Annotated in this window: 18 protein-coding genes; 8 read left to right on the top strand and 10 right to left on the bottom strand. The window is 70.2% G+C overall.

All coding sequences use genetic code 11. From position 1 onward, the window contains the following. Nucleotides 1–135: 135 nt before the first annotated feature. On the bottom strand, nt 136–798 hold the full coding sequence (locus EAO79_RS08465; protein WP_124768708.1) for a hypothetical protein: 663 nt from the start codon (nt 796–798) through the stop codon (nt 136–138). Between the two features lie 230 nt (nt 799–1,028). Between EAO79_RS08465 and EAO79_RS08460 the strand changes: the two genes are divergently transcribed. The 3 genes from EAO79_RS08460 (at nt 1,029) to EAO79_RS08450 (ending at nt 4,151) form a co-directional block, all read left to right on the top strand. Next, nucleotides 1,029–1,508: an adenylyltransferase/cytidyltransferase family protein gene (locus tag EAO79_RS08460; protein ID WP_124768707.1), complete on the top strand. Its 480-nt coding sequence runs from the start codon at nt 1,029–1,031 to the stop codon at nt 1,506–1,508. Nucleotides 1,509–1,610: 102 nt separating this feature from the next. Next, on the top strand, nt 1,611–2,333 hold the full coding sequence (locus EAO79_RS08455; protein ID WP_124768706.1) for a polysaccharide deacetylase family protein: 723 nt from the start codon (nt 1,611–1,613) through the stop codon (nt 2,331–2,333). Between the two features lie 357 nt (nt 2,334–2,690). Next, on the top strand, nt 2,691–4,151 hold the full coding sequence (locus EAO79_RS08450; RefSeq protein WP_124768705.1) for a hypothetical protein: 1,461 nt from the start codon (nt 2,691–2,693) through the stop codon (nt 4,149–4,151). Between the two features lie 38 nt (nt 4,152–4,189). Here EAO79_RS08450 and pip read toward each other — a convergent pair whose 3' ends face one another. The 4 genes from pip to recQ all read right to left on the bottom strand — a co-directional run bounded on the left by pip (nt 4,190) and on the right by recQ (nt 10,439). Continuing rightward, entirely contained in the window at nt 4,190–5,149 is a 960-nt protein-coding gene (pip, locus tag EAO79_RS08445) for a prolyl aminopeptidase (protein ID WP_079705114.1), read from the bottom strand. A gap of 65 nt (nt 5,150–5,214) precedes the next feature. Then, on the bottom strand, nt 5,215–6,102 hold the full coding sequence (locus EAO79_RS08440; protein ID WP_124768704.1) for a neutral zinc metallopeptidase: 888 nt from the start codon (nt 6,100–6,102) through the stop codon (nt 5,215–5,217). Between the two features lie 90 nt (nt 6,103–6,192). After that, nucleotides 6,193–8,274 carry an acyl-CoA dehydrogenase gene (locus EAO79_RS08435; protein ID WP_124768703.1) on the bottom strand — a complete coding sequence of 694 codons (2,082 nt, stop codon included), beginning with the start codon at nt 8,272–8,274 and terminating at the stop codon, nt 6,193–6,195. 161 nt (nt 8,275–8,435) lie between these two features. Then, nucleotides 8,436–10,439 carry a DNA helicase RecQ gene (gene recQ, locus EAO79_RS08430; RefSeq protein ID WP_124768702.1) on the bottom strand — a complete coding sequence of 668 codons (2,004 nt, stop codon included), beginning with the start codon at nt 10,437–10,439 and terminating at the stop codon, nt 8,436–8,438. Between the two features lie 208 nt (nt 10,440–10,647). On the opposite strand from recQ, the gene EAO79_RS08425 reads away from it, so the two are divergent. Further along, a complete protein-coding gene (locus EAO79_RS08425) occupies nt 10,648–11,304 on the top strand; it encodes a fasciclin domain-containing protein (RefSeq protein ID WP_079705110.1) in 657 nt (218 codons plus the stop codon). 483 nt (nt 11,305–11,787) lie between these two features. Here EAO79_RS08425 and EAO79_RS08420 read toward each other — a convergent pair whose 3' ends face one another. From EAO79_RS08420 to EAO79_RS08400, 5 genes are all read right to left on the bottom strand, one after another. Next, nucleotides 11,788–12,444: a copper resistance CopC family protein gene (locus EAO79_RS08420; RefSeq protein ID WP_124768701.1), complete on the bottom strand. Its 657-nt coding sequence runs from the start codon at nt 12,442–12,444 to the stop codon at nt 11,788–11,790. Continuing rightward, nucleotides 12,444–13,211: a YcnI family protein gene (locus tag EAO79_RS08415; RefSeq protein WP_124768700.1), complete on the bottom strand. Its 768-nt coding sequence runs from the start codon at nt 13,209–13,211 to the stop codon at nt 12,444–12,446. Before EAO79_RS08415 ends, EAO79_RS08420 begins: the two co-directional genes overlap by 1 nt. Before the next feature lie 142 nt (nt 13,212–13,353). Beyond that, a complete protein-coding gene (locus EAO79_RS08410; protein WP_124768699.1) occupies nt 13,354–13,968 on the bottom strand; it encodes a hypothetical protein in 615 nt (204 codons plus the stop codon). A gap of 102 nt (nt 13,969–14,070) precedes the next feature. After that, nucleotides 14,071–14,514 (bottom strand): DUF3592 domain-containing protein, encoded by a 444-nt coding sequence (locus tag EAO79_RS08405; RefSeq protein WP_164486920.1) that lies wholly within the window; start codon nt 14,512–14,514, stop codon nt 14,071–14,073. A gap of 47 nt (nt 14,515–14,561) precedes the next feature. After that, on the bottom strand, nt 14,562–15,680 hold the full coding sequence (locus EAO79_RS08400; RefSeq protein ID WP_079705105.1) for an AI-2E family transporter: 1,119 nt from the start codon (nt 15,678–15,680) through the stop codon (nt 14,562–14,564). Between the two features lie 118 nt (nt 15,681–15,798). Between EAO79_RS08400 and EAO79_RS08395 the strand changes: the two genes are divergently transcribed. From EAO79_RS08395 to EAO79_RS08380, 4 genes are all read left to right on the top strand, one after another. Beyond that, nucleotides 15,799–16,749 (top strand): pirin family protein, encoded by a 951-nt coding sequence (locus EAO79_RS08395; RefSeq protein WP_124768697.1) that lies wholly within the window; start codon nt 15,799–15,801, stop codon nt 16,747–16,749. Nucleotides 16,750–16,862: 113 nt separating this feature from the next. Beyond that, a complete protein-coding gene (locus EAO79_RS08390; protein WP_079705103.1) occupies nt 16,863–17,444 on the top strand; it encodes an ECF transporter S component in 582 nt (193 codons plus the stop codon). Beyond that, the gene (locus tag EAO79_RS08385; protein WP_124768696.1) at nt 17,445–19,196 is read left to right on the top strand and encodes an ABC transporter ATP-binding protein; all 1,752 of its coding nucleotides are present in this window, start codon (nt 17,445–17,447) and stop codon (nt 19,194–19,196) included. Continuing rightward, complete coding sequence (locus tag EAO79_RS08380) at nt 19,193–20,023, top strand: energy-coupling factor transporter transmembrane protein EcfT (RefSeq protein WP_124768695.1); 831 nt, start codon at nt 19,193–19,195, stop codon at nt 20,021–20,023. Before EAO79_RS08385 ends, EAO79_RS08380 begins: the two co-directional genes overlap by 4 nt. Nucleotides 20,024–20,054 lie beyond the last annotated feature (31 nt).

Below are 20,054 nucleotides of genomic sequence, written 5' to 3'. Positions count from 1 at the left end.
ATCGGATGCTATCAGCGCCGCTGACGCGCCAGTATCCCTCGAACATGGGTGATTTTGCCCCCCGCTGTTGCCCCGCGGATCACCCCCTCAGGTCGCCATCGGCCACCGTCGCCGACCTCGACTCGCTCGAGATGATCAGGCGGACGGCGCTGCGCCTTCGAACAGCACCACCGGTGCGGTCACGACCGAGTCGACGAACACCCGGAACGACTCGCGCTGGTCGGCCGGCACGGCGAACACGTAGACCGCTGTCGCACCGTCCCCAGCAGCGAGCCGGGCCGGGAAGGCCACGACGCCGGGACCGCTCAGCTCGGAACTCGCGGTCCGGTCCGGGCCGGAGTCGGCCGTGACCTGCACGGTGCGAAGGTCGACCTCGGCGTCGGAGCCGTTCACGAACTCGACCGACACCCGCACGGCGGGCCCGGATATCTCCCCCACGCCGGTCGCCTCGCCGTCGACGGCCTCGAGCCCGGTGATCGCGACCGTGACACCGGGGAGCGGCTCGGCGTCGTCGTCGAAGGCGATCGGCGTCTGCGTGGGCCGTCCACCCGGTTCCACCGGTGCGCCGGTCGACGAGCCGGTCGCTCCAGGCGTCGTGGCTCCGGCGCTGGTGGACGAGGTGGGGACCGCCGTCCCGGTCGCGCCGCCCGCATCGGTCGTCGTCGCCGGACGGAAGAGGAGGAACGCCACGACGAGCAGCGCGACGACCACGACCGCCGACACGACGATCAGCGTGGTCCGACGACGGGTCTTCGGCACGTTCGTGTCTGCCGTCTGTTCACCCTCGAGCTCGGTCACCGTGGTACCCCGTTCCGAGCGATCCGCCCGTGTCCGCTGCGGAGGCCTCCGGAAGGAGTCCTCTCGGGAGGCAGCTTATTGGGCCCGGCCTGACGCTGCCAGGCGTCGCCCCCTCCTCGGGTGGCACCTGAAAGTGGACTCGGCAAGCGGTGATGACCCTCCTACGCTCGGACCAGGCTCAACGAACGCGCCGGAGACGTCAGGGAAACACACACACGGGGAGCGTTCAGATGAGCGATCAGCACGCAGCAGCACGACCGGGACGCGTCGGCTACGCGGCAGGCGCCTTCGACCTCTTCCACGTCGGGCACCTGAACATCCTTCGTCATGCCAAGAGCGCGTGCGACTACCTCATCGCGGGGGTCGTCTCGGACGAGCTGCTCCGCACCCGCAAGCGCATCGAACCCATCGTCCCACTGACGGAGCGTCTCGAGATCGTCCGCCACATCGGCTTCGTCGACGAGGCCGTCGAGGAGACCTGGGACGACAAGCTCCAGGCCTGGGATGCGCTCCGGTTCGACATCTTCTTCAAGGGCGACGATTGGCGCGGGACCGCAGAGGGCCTCCGGCTCGAAGCGGAGTTCGCCAAGGTCGGCGTCGAGGTCGTCTACTTCCCGTACACGATGAGCACCTCGAGCACCGCACTCCGCCGTGCACTCGCCCAGCTCGAGGAGCAGCGCGAGCTCGACACCACGCTCGTCCAGGCCTGACACCCGCCGCACCCTGCGCCCGTTCCGCCGCCGCGGCCGCGCTCCCGTTCGCCACGACAGCGAGGTACTGTTGGACGGATCGACTCACAGGGCGGTGGACACATGACGAAGGCTCGGCAGGCGCTGCTCGCACGCCTCACCGGTTCGCTGCCCGTCCACGGTTCGATCGTCGGTGTCGCGACCGAGGAGCGCACGGTCGTCATGACCTACGGCGACGGTCCGAGCCCCGACGGCACGCCGGGTGTCCTCGACGCCCTCGCCGAGGCCGGCGCGACCGCGACGTTCTTCGTCCTCGTCGGCCGCGCGCGGAAGTACCCGGAGCTCCTCGAACGCATCGTCGCCGGTGGGCATGAGCTTGCCCTGCACGGCGACGACCACGTACGCCTCACCGACTTCTCCGAGGAGGTCGCCTACCGGCGCACCCTCGCGGCGAAACAGGAGCTGGAGCAGTTGAGCGGCCAGTCGATCGAGTGGTTCCGGCCGCCCTACGGCGCGCAGAGCATCGAGACGTGGCAGGCCGTCAAACGAGCCGGTCTGCAGACGGTGCTCTGGACGGCGACCGCCTGGGACGTCAAGGACGTCGGCGAGCACGAGCGCGTCGCCCACGCCGTCCGGCACTGCCACCAGGGCTCGATCCTGCTCGCCCACGACGGCTTCGCCGGCCCGGCCGACGGCGTCGACGACGGCCCGGAGCCCGAGGTCGACCGCGGCGCGCTCGCTGCCGAGCTGCTGAGCGGCTTTGCCCGCGAGGGCCTCATCGGTCGGTCGCTGCGCGACGCTCTCGTCGCCGGGAAGGCCGTCCGCCGCGCACGGTTCTCCGAGTAGTCCACGACCCGCGCACGGCCCACGTTCAGCGCATCCCCAGTTTGCGCGGGGGTCATCACGATGCGCCCTGCGGTCACTCCACGACCCACATCGGTCGCCGCACGGACGGTCGTGTCCAAGCCACCTCGCCTCCCCCGCCGGTCGCTCGCTCAGCGCGGTCGAGGACGACCGTCCATGAACGTGGGAAGCCTGTCGACTACCTCACATCCTCGTGCGGGGGGCATCATGAATATCCTGGTCAGCGGCAACTTGCGCTCCCTGGGGCCGTACTGCAAGGTTAACGGATCACGAACAGGGACCGACCGGGGGCCGGGATCCGCCGAACCGTAACACGACGTCCGACGGAGGACTCCACCCATGAACGGGTATCCACGATCAGCACGACCGAACCGCCGCAGACACTCCTCGATCGCATCGGCTCCGACCGGCGTCCGCACACCTCTCGGCGCCGCGATCATGGCGATCGTCGTCACCCTCGCGACGATGCTCGCCGTCCCGACCGCTGCGAACGCCGCGACCTCGGGGTCCTTGAGTGTCGCACCGGGCGCCTCGGCTGCCGCGGTCGTGACCGCGTCGAATCTCGCCGACACCACGGCGTCGGCGCAGTTCACCGTACCGGCACAGCGGACCGCGTACGTCGCCGTCCAGCTCCGAGCCCCGTCGAACGCCGCGGGATATCGCGCCAAGGCGCGCATCCTGGCGAACGGCGAGGTCACCGTCAGCATCTCCCGTGTCGTCGCTGGAGCTGAAACCTCACTCGTCAGCGGCGCCACCGGGATCACGGTCGCCACCGGACAACAGCTGAACCTGGAGGGGACGGTGTCCGGATCGAATCCGGTGAAGCTCTCCGTCCGCGCGTGGGTGGAGGGCACCACCAAGCCCTCGTGGCAGCAGAGCGCCTCCGACAGCTCCGCCACCCGCGTCAGCGCTGCCGGCCCAGTCCGCGTCTGGAGCTACCTCTCGGGCTCCGCAGGCTCGGCCGCGACGATCGGCTTCGGCAAGGCCGCAGCCTCCACCCCGGCAGCGGCTCCGGCCGGGTCGACGTCAAAGCCGTCGGCATCCACCACCGGCGTGCCGTCGGGGACCTCGCTCACCAGACACGACGGCGACCTCACGATCACTGAGGCCGGGACCGTCATCGACGGGCTGGACATCCACGGGTTCGTGACCGTGCGAGCGGCGAACGTGACCATCAAGAACTCGATCGTCCGCGGCGGCAAGGCGAAAGGCTTCGCGGTCGGCCTCATCACGAACTACGGATACGACAACCTCGTCATCGACCACGTGGACGTCACGGCCGAGTTCCCGTCCGTCTACTTCGACGGCATCAAGGGGTGGGACTTCACGGCGCGCAACGTCCACGTCGTCGGGAACGTCGACTCGGTCAAGATCCACGGTGACAACGTGCTGATCGAGAAGTCCCTGCTGGAGAACACCGTGGACTATGCGAACGACCCGGCGCAAGGCGGGCGGGCCACCCACAACGACAACATCCAGATCCTGCAGGGGCAGAACCTCCGGGTCGTGGGCAACACGATCCGCGGAGCGTCCAACTTCGCGATCCTCGGCGGCGCCGAGCAGAACAACGTCAACCTGACGGTCGACGGCAACTGGATCGACGGCGGCCACTGCTCGCTCAAACTGCAGGTGAAGCAGTCGTGGACGCAGACGGCGAAGGTCACGAACAACAAGTTCGGCCCGAACCGCGCCGTGTCGTCCTGCGCGTTCACGTCCTACCCTGCGGTGAGCCTCACCCAGAGTGGCAACACGATGGAGCTGACGGGCGCGAAGGTCAACCCGCTCATCGTCGTCTCCTGAGCCTCGGGCGGTGCCGCAGCCCGTGGCTCGTCCGCCCCTCAGTCCTTCGCGAAGCGGTCCGTCGCATCGATGAGTGCCGACAGGATGCCCGGCTCGTCGAAGGCGTGGCCCGCGTCGGGGACGATCGTGAAGTCCGCTTCCGGCCAGGCCCGATGCAGGTCCCACGCGGTGAAGACCGGGGTGCACATGTCGTAGCGGCCCTGGACGATCACGCCGGGGACTCCGGCGAGTTTGCCGGCATCACGGATGAGCTGCTCGGGTTCGAACCAGCCCTTGTTCGTGAAGAAGTGGTTCTCGATGCGCGCGAACGCCACCGCGAAGTGCGGGTCGGTGAACCGGGCGACGGTCTCCTCCTGCGGGAGCAGGGTGATCGTCGAGGACTCCCACCGCGACCAGGCGACGGCCGCCGGCCCGTGGACGGCCGGGTCCTCGTCGAACAGACGCCGGTGGTAGGCCTCGATGAGGTGACGGCGCTCACCGACCGGGATCGGCTCGAGGTAGCCCTCCCACAGGTCGGGGAAGACCGCGGAGGCACCACCCTCGTAGAACCAGTCGAGCTCGGCGTCGCGCAGCGTGAAGATGCCTCGGAGCACGAGCTCGGTGACACGCTTCGTGTGTTTCTGCGCATACGCGAGCGCGAGCGTCGAGCCCCAGGACCCGCCGAACACCATCCAGCGCTTGATCTTCAGCGCCTTCCGGAGGACCTCGAGGTCGGCGACGAGGTGCCAGGTGGTGTTCGTCGACAGGTCGGCCGCCGGATCGCTCGCGTGCGGGGTGCTCTTGCCGCAGCCGCGCTGGTCGACGAGGACGATGCGGTAGCGCTTCGGGTCGAAGAGCCGACGGTGGATGGGGCTCGTCGCGCCGCCCGGGCCACCGTGGAGGAACACGACGGGCTTGCCGTCGGGGTTGCCGGAGGTCTCCCAGTACAGCGACTGCCCGTCGCCGACGTCGAGCATGCCGGTCTCGTACGGCTCGATTTCGGGATACGGCTCACCCATACGGTCCACTTCCTCCTGTGTTCACGACACGTGTCTCATCTAGCATGCCGCACCCGGCACGCCGGTCAGAGCTGGTCGGCCGACACCGAGAAGGTGTCGCACGCGGACGGACCGGACTGGTAGCCGGTCATGAACCAGCGCTGCCGCTGCTCGGCGGAGCCGTGGGTCCAGGCCTCGGGGTTCACCTGGCCGGTCGCCGCCTCCTGAATGCGGTCGTCGCCGACAGCCGCCGCGGCGCTCAGGGCGTCGTCGATCTCCTGCTGGGTCACGGGCTTCAGGAAGGCGACGCCCTTCGCGTCCTCGGTGTCGGACGCCGCGGCGACCCAGGCGCCGGCGAAGCAGTCGGCCTGGACCTCGATGCGGACGGAGTCGGAGGTCGGACCCGTACCGCTGCGGTCGGCGCGGTCCATGATGCCGGTGAGCGCCTGGATGTGGTGCCCCCACTCGTGGGCGACGACGTACATCTCGGCGAGCGGTCCGCCCGAAGCGCCGAAGCGGTCGCGCAGTTCGGCGTAGAAGCTGGTGTCGATGTAGATGGTCTGGTCCGGCGGGCAGTAGAACGGGCCGGTGGCGCTCGTGGCGGCACCGCAACCGGTGTTCGTCTGCTGGTCGAAGATGATGAAGTCCGCCGGCGAGGTGTAGTCGGCGCCGAGCGCGGGCAGCTCCTCGGCCCAGTAGGCGTCGAGCGACGAGTAGGCACCACCCATGCGGCAGTCGACGTTCGCGTTCGCGTCGGCACCGGTCTGGCATTCATCGGAGAGCTGGCTCTCCTCCTGCTGGCCCCCGCCGACGCCACCGCCGCCGAGGATACCCGACACGTCGACCCCGAGGAACTGCGAGATCAGGGCGATCACGATGACGCCGACCGCGCCGCCACCGACGGCGATGCCGGTCGTGCGGCCCCGTCGCTTGACCTTGTTCCCGCTGATGTCGGCGTTGTCGTTGAACGTCATGTCGGCACCCTATCGCGCGGCGCGAGGTGAGGCATATCGTCGCCGGACCCTTGCGCGGACGACGATCTGCCTCCCGTCAACCGCGCGTGGTCAGCGGGACTTCTTCGTGAGCGTCTTCTCGTCGACGGGTGCGTCGCCCGAGGCACGGAGCTCGGCGAAGTAGTCGGCGGCCTCCTGCTGGCGCTGCGCCTCCTGGCCGGTCGCGATGGGTGCGCGCACATGCTCGGGGGCGAAGCCGAACGCTTCGACGAGGTCGAGGGCGTGCGGACGCAAGCGGGCGATGAGGCGGTCGACGTAGGCGCTGACGGCCTGGCCGCGCTGCGGGGAGAGGCGCCCGTGGATGAGGTACCAGGCAAGGTGCTTCTCGATGAGCGAGAGCCCGAAGAGGTCGTGCACCCAGGTCAGCACCTGCTTGGTGCCGGGGTCCTGAATCTGCTCGACACCCTCGGTGAACGCCTCCCACTGGAGGAGCTCGCCATGAGCGCGCGCCGCCTCGATGAGCTCGTTCTGGTGCGCGTTGAACAGGTCGGACGCGGCCTGCTTGGAGAGCTTGTTGGCGCCGCGCAGCTTCGTCGCGACCTCGGCGATCATCGACTCGACGCGCTCGGTCAGCAGCTCGCGCTGGACGTTCGTGTCGCGCAGCTGGCTCACCGAGCGCGCGGTCGACCCGAAGTCCTTCACGGTCTGCGCGAGGCTCCGGAGTCCACTGCTGTGCACGGCGCGGTCGGTCGCCTGCTCCACGACGTAGCGGGCGAGCGCACCGGCGTCGACCTTCGCGAACTTCCGGCTGTAGTCGGTGAGGAGGCGCTTGGCGACGAGCTGCAGCAGCACGTTGTTGTCGCCCTCGAAGGTCGCGTAGACGTCGAGGTCGGCGCGCAGGCCGGTGAGGCGGTTCTCCGCGAGGAAGCCGTTGCCACCGCACGCCTCGCGCGCCTCCTGGAGCGTGTCGAGCGCGTGCCAGGTCGACAGCGGCTTGAGGGCCGCCGCGAGGGTCTCGAGGTCCTGACGGTCGTCGTCCGAGTCGGCCTTGCCGCTGAAGACCTCGTCGAACTTCACGAGCAGCCGGTCGTGGGCGAAGATCTGCGCGTACGTCGTCGCGAGGCGCGGCAGGAGCCGTCGCTGGTGGCGCTGGTAGTCGAGGATGACCTCCTCCTGGGTGTCGCTGCCCGCGTTGAACTGCCGACGCTCACTGCCGTAGGTGATCGCGATCTGCAGGGCGAGGGCGGAGGCCGACGTCGCGGCTCCGTCGAGCGACACCCGGCCCTGGACGAGCGTGCCGAGCATGGTGAAGAAGCGTCGCCCGGGGCTCTTGATGGGCGAGGAGTAGGTGCCGTCCTCGGCGACGTCGCCGTAGCGGTTGAGGAGGTTGGTGCGCGGCACGCGGACGCCGGTGAAGTGCAGCCGGCCGTTGTCGATGCCGTTGAGCCCGCCCTTCAGGCCGTCGTCCTCGCCGCCGATCCCGGGCAGGAATGCGCCCTCGTCGTCGCGGATGGGCACGTAGAAGCAGTGCACGCCGTGGTTCACGCCGTTCGTGATGAGCTGCGCGAACAGGGTCGCCGCCTTGCCGTGCACGGCCGCGTTGCCGAGGTAGTCCTTCCACGCCGCGCGGAACGGGGTGTCGATGACGAACTCCTGGGTCTCCGGGTCGTACGTCGCGGTCGTCGCGATCGAGGCGACGTCGGAGCCGTGACCGGACTCCGTCATCGCGAATGCACCGGGGACGTCGAGGTTCATCGCGCCGGGCAGGAACGCGTCGTGGTGCGGCTCGGTGCCGAGGTGCAGGATCGCCGCACCGAAGAGGCCCCACTGGACACCGGACTTGATCTGGAGGGACGGGTCGGCGAGGACGAGCTCCTCGAACCCGGCGATGTTGCCGCCGTGGTCGTCGGCGCCGCCGAGGCGCTTCGGGAACGCCTTGAGCACCTGGCCGTTCTCGACGAGGAGCTTCAGCTGGTGGAAGACGCGGTCGCGGTGGTCGTCCATCGACTGGCCCTCGATCCGCTGCATCTCCGGCTTGGCGGCGAGCGCACGCGACGCGAGACGGGCCTCCGGCCAGGTGCCGAGCAGCTGGTGCGCGAGCGCGGGGACGTCGATCCTCGCGTCGGACGGCGCCACCTCGACCGTCGCTGCCGTCGTACCGCTGACGCTCGTCCGGATCGCTGTGTCGACCATCGCTGTGTCCTGCCTTTCACCCATGAAAACCTCCCACAATGGTAGGACTGTCATAACGATGGGTGAAAGCGCCTGTGGGATGTGGACAAGGGCCCGCCCCATCGTCGTCGATCGACTTGGTCCTCCCCCACAGCTGTCGCAGCTCGCTCCCAGGAGCGGCGTCAGGCGTTGGCGGCGACGACCTCGATGAGCGCCTGCCCGTAGGCGTCGAGCTTCTTCGCACCGATGCCGCTGATGCCGTCGAGCGCACCGAGCGAGTCGGGCTTCGCCGTCGCGACCTCGCGCAGCGTCGCGTCGCCGAAGACGATGTAGGCGGGGACGCCCTGCTCCTTCGCCACCCCGGCGCGCCAGGCACGCAGGGCCTGGAACAACTCGGCCGCGGCCGGCTCGAGCTCGGCGTTCGCGCTCGACGAGCGCGAGGACGACCTCGACGAGGAGCGGGCGGCACGTTCCGGCTCGCGACGCATGGCCACCGGTCGGTTCCCTGCGAGCACCTCGGCGCTCCCGTCGGTAAGGCCGAGCGTGCCGTACTCGCCGACGGTGGCCAGGAGGTCGCGTGCGAGCAACTGACGGACCACGCCGCGCCACTCCTGGTCGCTGAGGTCCTCACCGATGCCGAAGGTCGCGAGTTCATCGTGCCGCTGCTGGGCGACGCGGTCGGTCCGCTTGCCGCGGAGGATGTCGATGATCTGCCCCGCGCCGAAGGACTGGTTGCGCTCGCGCTTCAGGCGCACGATCGTCGAGAGGAGTTTCTGCGCCGGCACGGTGCCGTCCCAGGTGACCGGTGGTTCGAGGCAGGTGTCGCAGTTGCCGCACGGCGTGGAGGGCTGACCGAAGTAGCGCAGCAGGTTGACCCGGCGGCAGTCGACGGTCTCGCAGAGGGCCAGCATCGCGTCGAGGTGGGCGCTGAGGTTGCGCTGGTGCGCGAGGTCGCCCGGTGATTCCGCGATCATGCGCCGCTGCTGGACGACGTCCTGCAGGCCGTAGGCGAGCCAGGCGATCGACGGCTCGCCGTCGCGCCCCGCACGGCCGGTCTCCTGGTAGTAGCCCTCGACGCTCTTCGGGAGGTCGACGTGGGCGACGAACCGGACGTCGGGCTTGTCGATGCCCATCCCGAAGGCGATGGTCGCGACGACCACGACACCGTCCTCGCGGAGGAAGCGGGACTGCGCAGCCGCTCGCACGGAGGCGTCGAGTCCGGCGTGGTACGCCACGGCGTCCACCCCGTTGTCGCGCAGGAGCTGCGCCGTCTGCTCCACCGTCTTGCGGCTGAGGCAGTAGACGATCCCGGCGGTGCCGGCCGGCTGTTCCTTCACGAACGCGACGAGCTGCTTGCGGACCTCGTTCTTGCCGACGATCCGGTACTGGATGTTCGGGCGGTCGAAGCTCGAGACGAAGTGCTTCGCCTCGCCGAGATGGAGCCGCTGCGTGATCTCCTGGTGCGTCGCGTCGGTGGCGGTCGCGGTGAGCGCGATGCGCGGGACGTCGGGCCAGCGTTCGGCGAGCTCGCCGAGCATGAGGTAGTCGGGGCGGAAGTCGTGCCCCCACTGCGACACACAGTGCGCCTCGTCGATCGCGAGCAGGGCGATGGTGCCCTGGCCGAGGAACCGCCGGGTCGCCTCGGAGCTCAGGCGCTCGGGCGCGACGTAGAGGAGGTCGAGCTCGCCGGCGAGGTAGGCCTGTTCGACCCGCGAACGCTCAGCGGGATCCTGCGTCGAGTTGAGGAACGCGGCACGGACGCCGACGGCGAGGAGTGCGTCGACCTGATCCTGCATGAGCGCGATGAGCGGGGAGACGACGATGCCGGTGCCCGGTCGGAGCAGGGCGGGGATCTGGTAGCAGAGGCTCTTGCCCCCACCCGTCGGCATGAGGACGACCGCGTCGCCGCCACCGGCGACCTGCTCGATGATCTGCTGCTGCTCGCCGCGGAACGCGTCGTACCCGAAGACGGTGTGGAGTGCCTCCTGCGCCGTGGCGAACTTCTGGCCGGCCGCACGGGCAGCCACCGGAGCCGCTGCGGGCGGAGCGGCTGGAGCGGACGCGACCGCTCCACTCCCCCACGCGACACCACCGCCGAGGTACGCGTCGTCGGGCGGTGGGGCGTCGAAGTCGTCGGGAGCGTCCGCGTCGTCCGGGATCCAGTCGGGTTCGGTGCTCCAGCTCATCCGTCGATCGTAGCCGCAGCAGCTGACACCCCGGTGCCCCTCCACAGGAACGGATCCGAAGAATTTCGCTCCTCTTAATGCGCGACCCCGTCCGACACGCGATCGGATCTTTTTCCAAACCACCCCCGTGGGGGCTCCGAAGTGTCATCGAGGGCCGGTTCTGAGAGGCACTCGACAACCGGTCCAAACCTCATCAAAGGAGAATCACATGCGTACCATCAAGCGAAACCACATGGCAGTGCTCGCACTCGCCGCCGTCGCGACCTTCGGCCTCGCAGCCTGTTCCAGCGGCTCCAGCTCCGACAGCGGTTCCTCGATGGAGCCGAGCTCCGCTCCCACCGAGTCGATGGCTGCAGACCCCGCAGCGGACCTCGTCGGCTCGGGCTGCGCCGCCTACGCTGACGCCGTCCCGGACGGTGCTGGCTCCGTCGCCGGCATGTCGGCCGACCCGGTCGCCGTCGCCGCGTCCAACAACCCGCTGCTGACCACGCTCACCGCTGCGGTCTCCGGCCAGCTGAACCCCGACGTCAACCTCGTCGACACGCTGAACGGCTCCGAGTTCACCGTCTTCGCCCCGGTCGACGACGCGTTCAAGAAGATCGACGCCGCGACGATCGACAGCCTCAAGACGCCTGAGGGCGCTGCGACGCTGACCTCGATCCTCACGTACCACGTGATCCCCGGCCAGATCGCTCCGTCCGACATCGACGGTGAGCAGACCACCGTCGAGGGTGGAACCGTCAAGGTCGAGGGCTCGGGTGACAACATCACCGTCAACGGTGCCAAGGTCATCTGCGGTGGCGTCAAGACCGCCAACGCGACCGTGTACCTCATCGACTCGGTGCTGATGCCGCCGGCAAAGTAGCCGACCGCGGGTTCACCCGCAAGCTACACCGGTAACAACCCAACAGCCCCGTCATCCTCTCGAGGATGGCGGGGCTGTTCCGTTGTGTCGGGACCGGGACCCGCTCGCCCGACCCTCCCCCGGTCACTGAGCCTGTCGAAGTGCCCACGAAGCACCTCGCCATCCGAGGACACCATCGACCGGACTACCCTTCAACAAGCTCAGGGACCGAAGCGTGTCACCTCCACCGGTCACTGAGCCTGTCGAAGTGCCCACGAAGCACCTTGCCATCCGAGGACACCATCGACCGGACTACCCTTCGACAAGCTCAGGGACCGAAGCGTGTCACCTCCCCCGGTCACTGAGCCTGTCGAAGTGCCCACGAAGCACCTCGCCATCCGAGGACACCATCGACCGGACCGCCCTTCGACAAGCTCAGGGACCGGGCGGGGTGCGGCTCAGGGACCGGACGGAGTGCGGCTCAGGGACCGGAACGGGTGCGGCTCAGGGCGCGGAGGAGTCCGTGCCCTGGTCGTCCGAGGTCGGCTCCGGCTTCCGCCGGGTCACGAGCAGCACGCCGATGCCGGCGATCAGGACGACGCCGATCGCGCCGACGATCCACCACACATCGCCACTGAGCCCGCCAGCGGACGACTCCGGCTCGACACCACCCGCCTCCGACGAGGGTTCGACCGTGGAGGCACCACTCGTCGCGCACGCGGGCTTCGCGCTCCCCGCGGCGAGTTCCTGGCCCTCGGCCGGCGCCCACTCGAAGGTGTAGCTGCCCGACAGCGGGTGGCCGTCGGTCGAGACGAGCTGCCAGACGACGGTGTACTCACCCGCTTCACCGAGCTGCAGCGGCATGACGAGCGCGGGCCCGTTGACCGCTGCGCACGCGGTGCCGTAGAACAGTCGCTCGTCGCCCGGGCCGGTCACCTGGATCTGGTTGGACTGGCCGGCGTCCCCGAGGTCGAGCAGGTTGTCGTTCGTCGTGATGACGAGTTGCTCCGGCTGTTCGGTGATCGTCGACCCCTCGGCCGGTGTCGTCGAGATGATGCTGTTGTGCGCTGAGGCCGGCTGGGCCACGGCGAGCACTGCTGCGACCGCGAGGAACGCGGTCGCAGCGGTGCCGACGAGACGGCGACGACGGGAGACCGTCATCAGGCCTGGCGCTTCGCGTCGGACGCTGCGCGGCGTGCGGAGGCAGCGATGACGATGCCGGCGGCACCGACGACGAGACCGGCGATGCCGAGCACGCGGCCCAGCACGTCGGTGGTGCCGGCGTCGGTCGAGGCAGCGGCCTCGGTGTGGTCGCCGTCACCGTCGTCGTCCATGGCGGCACCACCGTGGTGGTCGCCGGCCTCGGCAGCGGTCACGACCACGACCGGCGCCGGCGACTCGAGGTCGTCCTCGGTCTGACCGTCCTTCGCGACGTCGGTCCAGTCGGTCTGGCCGACCTCGCACGTCTGCGTCACGGGGAAGACGAGCGTCTTGCCCTCGGCGTCGGCCGGCAGCTGGACCTGGAAGGAGACGGTGTCGCGGTAGCCGTCGGCGAGCGGCGTCTTGGCCGTGTAGACGACCGTGCCGACGCGCTCGGCGAGCTGCTCACCGTGACTGTCGGTGATGGGCTTCGCGAGCGGGGCCATCTGCTTGTCGATGGTCCAGTTCGGGTTGACCGTCGGCGTCACGGCGTTGATCTCCTCGGGGATCTCGAAGGAGAGGCTCGTCGTGGGCGAGCCGTCGCAGCCGTGACCGACGGCGAAGCTCAGCACCGTGTAGGAGCCGGCGGCGGTGGAGGTCGGCGTGACGCTGACGTGAGCGCTGGCGGCGAGCGGTGCGCCGACCGCGAGGAGCGCTCCGGCGCCGATGGCGATGGCACCGAGCACGGCGGGCTTGCGGAAGGTCGGGCGGGGGGTGGTTGCGTTCATGATCGTCCTGTCGACTGATCCGCACGGCGTCGAGCGTGCGGAAAGGGGATGGTCACGCCGGATGGCGCGCCGAAGGGTGCTGCTGCGTCGGGGCCGACCGGCCACGCACGGCACCCGTCCCGGTCGGAGGGTGGTGCGTCGGTCAGGCGGCGGCGAGCGCCGGCGGACCGCGGTGTCGCAGGTGGAGCAGGACCACCCCGAGGTTGCGGGGACGACGGTTGACGCGGACCCAGCGCACCCGGCGGGGCGCGGGGACGAGGTGCGTCGGTGCGGCACGGCGGGCGAGGATCCGGACGGTCAGGGCGGCGAGCGCGGCGAGCGTCGCGCGTTCGGCGAACAGGATGGCTGCGATGGTCGCGACGGCCGCGACGAGGTGCGCCGCCCACATCGTGGTGTCGCCGTGGGTGTGCGCCGCGGTGACGCCGCCGGTCGCGAGTTCGACGACCCCGTGCCGGTGCCAGTTCGCGGGGCCGGTCGCACCGCCGGATGCGACCGTGGCACTGACGGTGCTCGGGACGAGGGTGAAGAGCGCGTGGTAGCCGAGCTGGCTCACGAGCACGGAGGCGACGACCCCGAGTGCGGTGATGCGGCGGCCGGCGAGGAGGACGCAGACCAGGACGGCGAAGGTGCCGCCGACCAGGAGGACGAACGCGGACGGTGCGGCGACCCCGCCGATCGTGTGCGAGAGGGCTGCGGCGAAGGTGGCGAACGCGGCTGCGGCGGTGCCGCGGGCGACACGGGCCCACCGTTCCGTCATGCGATGCCTCCGGGAGAGCGAGCGGACCAGGTGTCGACGCTCGTGTTCACAGCCTACCCGAGCGTCGCCCTTCGACAGGCTCAGGGACCAGGGAGCGGGCGCTCAGGCCCCGGTGTCGGCGACGAACAGCAGGACGATCGAGGCGATGGAGCAGACGACGCCGATGCCGAAGGTCACGCCGAAGAGCAGCCGGAGCGCCCTCGTGTGATCGGCCGTCCGGCGGAAGCGTGCGCGCGACGGTTCCCGACGGGCGTAGAAGACGTTCGGCTCCTCGGGGTCGCGCAGGGCGTCGAACTCCGCATCCGTGACGGGTCGTGAATACAGCTCGGCCGCCTCGGTCATCCAGCGGACCTCGCGCCCCGGACCTCGATCGACGTCACCGCCGCCCGCGTCCTCCGGCACGTCCACGATGACCCCGTGCGTCTCCACCCAGCTGCCGTCCGCGGCCCGCGCGATGAGCATGACGAGCAGCACGACGACGGCGCTGCCGAAGCCGATCCAGGTGAAGACCTCGAAGACGAGGCCGAGGAGATCGTGGGGGTCCACGATCACATGCTATCCGGCGGGCGGACCCACGACCCGGACGGCCTCGCTCAGACGGACTCGGGTCGCTTCTGCCGCATGGGCTCGGCGGGCTGGTCCGGACCGTTCCAGACACCGATGATGCCCCACGCGACCGCGGCGATCGGGACGGCGAGGACCGCGCCGACGATGCCGCCGAGGATGGTGCCGGCGGTCAAGGCGAGGAGGACGACGAGGGCGTGCAGCTTGAGCGAGCGTGCCATGACGACGGGCTGGAGGAAGTTGCCCTCGAGCTGGTTCACGAGCACGACGATGCCGACGACGATGAGGGCGGCGACCGGACCGTTGGCGACGAGCGCGACGAGGGCCGCGAGGATGCCGGCGGCGGTCGCACCGACGATCGGGATGAAGGCGGTCAGGAACACGATGACGCTGAGCGGCAGCGCGAGCGGGACCCCGATGATCGCGAGGCCGATGCCGATGCCGATCGCGTCGACGGCCGCGATCGTGGCGGTGCCGCGCACGTACCCGCCGAGGGTGTCCACCGTCTTGCCGCCGATGCGCTTGGCGCGGTCGTACGCGGTTCCGGTGAAGGGACGGAGCAGGAACTCCCAGAGCCGCGGTCCGTCCTTGAGGAAGAAGAACAGGACGACGACCATGAGCACCAGGCCGGTGAGGAAGCTCGCCGTCGCGGAGACCCCGGCGAGTGCCCCGCTGCCGAACTGGCTCGAGGTGAGGAAGTCGACCGCGGTCTGCTTGGCGTCCTCGATCTGCTTCTCGTCGATGTCGAACGGCAGGGTGCCGAGCCAGTCCTGCAGCTGCCCGAAGCCCTTCGAGGCGGAGTCGACGAGGTCGTCCCACTGGCTGCGAACGGCCCAGACGATGAGCCATCCGATGCCGCCGAGGACGACGAGGATCGAGACGAGGGCGATCCAGGTGGCGAGGATCGACGGGAGCCCCTTCGACCGCATCCACCGCATGAGCGGGTAGATCGCCGAGGCGAGGATGAGTGCGATGACGACGGGGATCATCACGAGGGAGAGCTGGGTCAGCGCGAAGACGATCAGTGCGGCGACCGCGACGATGGCGAGCGTCTGGATGCTCCGGGTCGCGAACGTGCCGATGCGGTCGTGCCAGAGGCCGCGGGCGAGCGGTTCCGGTGCGTCCTCATGCTTGTCGAACAGGCCCATGGGATCCCCAATCTCGGCAGCGGCGGAGCCGGACGGGCCCCGCGCCCAGTCAACCACGTCGGTCCGGGCCGAGGTCAGGCCGAGCGGGAGTAGCGTTGTCCGTGATAAGGAGGCGCTCATGACGAGACTCGACGCCGACCCGGTCCCCAGCGTCTGCCACGCACCTGACGGATCCGGGACGAGACTCCTCGAGGCCCGCGAGGTCCCCCTCGGCGGTGTCCGCGGCCTGAGCGTCCATCGCACCCTTCCGCAGCGCGAGCTGCCGATGATCGGCGCCTGGTGCTTCCTCGACCGCTTCGACGAGGACCGCTCACTGATGCGCGTGCTGCCGCATCCGCACACCGGCCTGCAGACCGTGACGTGGCCGCTCGTCGGCGACATCCGCCACCGCGACAGCGTGGGCAGCGACGTGGTCGTCCGCCCGGGCGAGCTCAACCTCATGACGAGCGGTCGAGGCGTGTCGCACTCCGAGTTCTCGGTGGGCGAGGAGGCGGCCGCCATGCACGGCCTCCAGCTGTGGGTGGCGCTCCCGGAGGCCGCCGCCCAGGTGCCGGCTGCGTTCGAGCAGCACACGGACCTGCCCGTCCACCGCGCTCCAGGATTGGAGGCGACCGTCCTCATCGGCACGCTGGGCGGCGTGACGTCGACCGCGACCGTCCACTCGCCCCTGCTCGGTGCCGACGTGACGCTCGAGGCCGACACCGTCGTCGAGGTGCCGGTGGATCCGTCCTTCGAGCACGGCGTCCTGGTGATCGACGGGGCGCTCGAGGTCGGCGGCGTCGAACTCGGCTCCGGCCCGTTGCTCTACCTGGCGCCCGGGTGCGATCGCCTCGAGCTCCGGAGCGCGACCGGTGCCCGCTTCGTGCTCCTCGGAGGGACGCCGTTCCCGGAGGAGCTGGTCATGTGGTGGAATTTCGTCGGTCGCAGCCACGAGGACATCGCGTCCGCCCGGGAGGACTGGGAGGCGGGGTCGCCGCGCTTCGGGTCGGTCGCCGGCCACGGCACGGACCGCATTCCGGCGCCGCCCTTGCCGAACGTCCGTCTGACCCCGCGCCGACGCTCGATCTGATCGCCCGGACGGGGCGCTCGGGACCCCGTTCCGAGCGATGTCCACCGGCGTCTCGACAGGCTGATAAAGGATAGGCTGTCCTCAGGAGATCGGCTGCTCGTGAAGGTGGGCTCATGCAACGTCTGAGTACGCGACTGCTGCTGACCTGCGCCGCCATCGGCGTCGGCGGCGGCCTCGTCTTCGTCGTCTCCGGGTACGTCGGCGGCACGATCTCCGCGACCGCCCCCGTGCTCTACGGCCTCATCATCGGCGTGTACTTCCTGCCGGGCGTCGTCTCGCAGGCGCTCCTCCGACGTGGTGGCGTGGCCCTCATGACCGGGCTCACCGCCGGCCTCGTCTCAGCGGCGTTCAGCCCGCAGTGGTTCTTCCGGTACTTCGGCACCGGCCTCGCGATCGGGCTCCTGCAGGAGATCCCCTTCGCCGTGTCGCGTTACCGCGTCTGGAGGGCCTGGGTCTTCTACCTGGCAGCGGGCATCGCCGGACTCGTCTTCGGCGGCTCCGTGCTCGTCGTCCTCGGGATCGAGCATTTCGCACCCCTCGCCCAGACGGTCTACATCGCGCTCTTCGTCCTCAGCCCGATCGCCTTCACCGCGCTCGGGCGGGCGGTCGCAGCGGCCCTCGCGAGAGCCGGTGTGGGGCGGTCCATCGCGAAACCCCTGCAGCGCGACCGCGGCTCGGCCGGCACGCGGGCCTGAGTGGACCCCGTACCGCCGACGCACCCCGCCACCGTCGTCCGGCGGGTGCGCATCCGCCACGACGAGCGTGAGGAGTGGACCCCGGACGACGTGTCGTTCCAGGTCGCATCCGGTGAGGTGGTCCTCCTGCTCGGGCCGAGCGGCTCGGGGAAGTCGACGCTCGCGCTGGCCCTCAACGGCCTCGTCCCCCACGCCGTCCCGGCCGAGTTCGAGGGTGCTGTGGTCACCGGCGGGCTCGACACGGCCACCTCGACGGTCGCGCAGTTGAGCGAGCACGTGGCGATGGTGTTCCAGGACCCCGACGCGCAGATCGTCACCGGAACGGTCCTCGACGAGGTGTGCTTCGGCCCGGAGAACCTCCTGCTCCCCGTCGAGGAGGTGCTGTCCCGCGCCGAGCGCGCGCTCCGGCAGGTCGGGCTCTGGGAGCGCCGGGCTGAGAACCCCGACCGACTCTCAGGCGGAGGCCGACAGCGACTCGCGATCGCCTGCGCCCTGGCCATGGGGAGCGACCTCCTCGTCCTCGACGAGCCGACGGCGAACCTCGATCCGGCCGGGATCGAGGAGGTCTACGCCGCCCTCCGTTCACTCGTCTCCGGACCGGACGGCGCCGGGAAGCGGCACGCGATCCTGCTCGTCGAGCACAACCTCGACGCCGCCATCGACCTCGTCGACCGGGTCGTCGTCCTCGATCGCGACGGGCGGCTCGCCTTCGACGGCCCGACCCGCGACGTCCTGCTCGGACACCTCGACGAGCTCCTCGCCATGGGTGTCTGGCTTCCCGTCGCGACGCTCGCCGCGCTGCGTCTGCGGTCGGCCGGTGTCGCGTTGCCGGACCTCCCCCTGACACCCGCCGAGTTGACCGCCGCACTCGACGCGATCGCGCTGCCGACGCCGCCGCCGACGGTAGCCGTCGCGCCGGTCACCGCCGAGGGACCGGTCGCGGTCCGCGTCGACCGGCTCAGCGTCGAACGCGGTCGGGGCCGCTGGCGCACCCCGATCCTCCACGAGGTGAGCCTCGAGGTCGGGACGGGCGACTTCCTCGCGGTGATCGGGACGAACGGTGCAGGCAAGACGACCCTGCTCCAGGCGATCGCCGGGGTGGTTCGGCCACCCCGCGGCCGCATCGACGTCGGCGGGATCGACCCGGCGCGCAGCGACGTCCGGACGATCGCGGCGCACATCGGCTTCGTCTTCCAGAACCCCGAGCACCAGTTCATCGCCCACACCGTCCACGACGAACTCGCGCACGGCCTGCGGATCCGGGGCGTCGACGACACCGGGATCGAGCGGCGCGTCGACGACCTGCTGCGGCGGTTCGGCCTGGCATCCGCCCGCGACGTGCATCCGTTCCTCCTCTCCGGCGGCCAGAAGCGCCGACTGTCCGTCGGGAGCGCCCTCATCGCCGGAGCTCCGGTGCTCGCGCTCGACGAACCGACCTTCGGTCAGGACCGGGCGCGGGCGAACGAGCTCCTGGACCTCCTCGCCGGACTCAACGCGCAGGGCACCACAGTCCTCGTCGTGACCCACGACCTCCAGCTCGTCGCCGATCACGCGAGTCACGTCGCGGTCATGGCCGACGGTCGCCTGCTCGCCCACGACACGACCGCCGCGGTCCTCAGCGACGACGAGCTCCTGCGCCGCGCGGGGCTCCGGCCACCGCCGCTCGCCCAGGCGATGCGCTCGCTGACGAACCACCCCGACTGGCGGCACCTGTCGAGACTCGACGACCTGCCCGGGGCGGCCGCCCGATGAGCGCCACGACGATCGACCCGTACGCGTCGAGCACGGCACCGGCCGGTCGATTCCTGTACCGGTTGAACCCGCTCGCGAAGCTCGGTGCTCCGCTCCCGGCGATGATCCTGCTCGCGTTCACGAGGGACCCGGTCACGCCGACGCTGTTCATCGCCCTCGCGGTCGTGGTCATCCTCGTCGGGGCCAGTCTCACGCGGACGGTCGCCCTCCTGCTCTTCGTGGCACTGCCGCTCATCGTCGCGATCATGTCGTTCAGCTTCGGCCTGTGGACCGACCCGAGCCGCGTCGACCAGTCCGTCCTGCTGTTCCAGGTCGGCGACTACCGGTTCTTCCTCGGGGCGCTGCTCGTCGGCCTCGCGACGGCACTGCGGCTCGCGGCCCTCCTCGTCCTCGCCTGCATCGGCGGCCTCACCTCGACCGGCCCGGAGTTCGTCCGCGCGATGATCCAGCAGCTGCGCGTCCCGTATCGGATCGGGTACACGGCGCTCGCCGCCTACCGGTTCGTGCCGCGGTTCGGGCACGAGCTGGAGGTCATCCGTTCCGCCCACCGGGTCCGCGGCATGGCCGAGGGTCGCGGACCGATCGCCGCCGTCCGCCGCGCCGCCGGCACCGTCGTGCCGCTGCTGGCCGGTGCCATCCGTCACGCGGAGCGGGTCGCGCTCGCCATGGACTCCCGCGCGTTCGGCGCCCATCCGCAGCGGACGGAGCGGACCCGCATCCCCTTCCGCACCCGCGACTGGTGCTTCATGGTCGCCTTCTGGCTCGTGAGCGCCGCCCTCGTGTGGTGGAGTCTCGCCGCCGGTCCGGGCCCCGTCATCCGGAACTGATCGTCCGGAGTCACCCGGAGGACTCGAACGT

The sequence above is a fragment of the Plantibacter sp. PA-3-X8 genome (assembly GCF_003856975.1).
GTDB classification, from domain to species: Bacteria; Actinomycetota; Actinomycetes; order Actinomycetales; family Microbacteriaceae; genus Plantibacter; species Plantibacter auratus.
The sequence above is the reverse complement of the archived record's forward strand: the minus strand, read 5'-3'. Positions and strand labels throughout refer to the sequence as shown.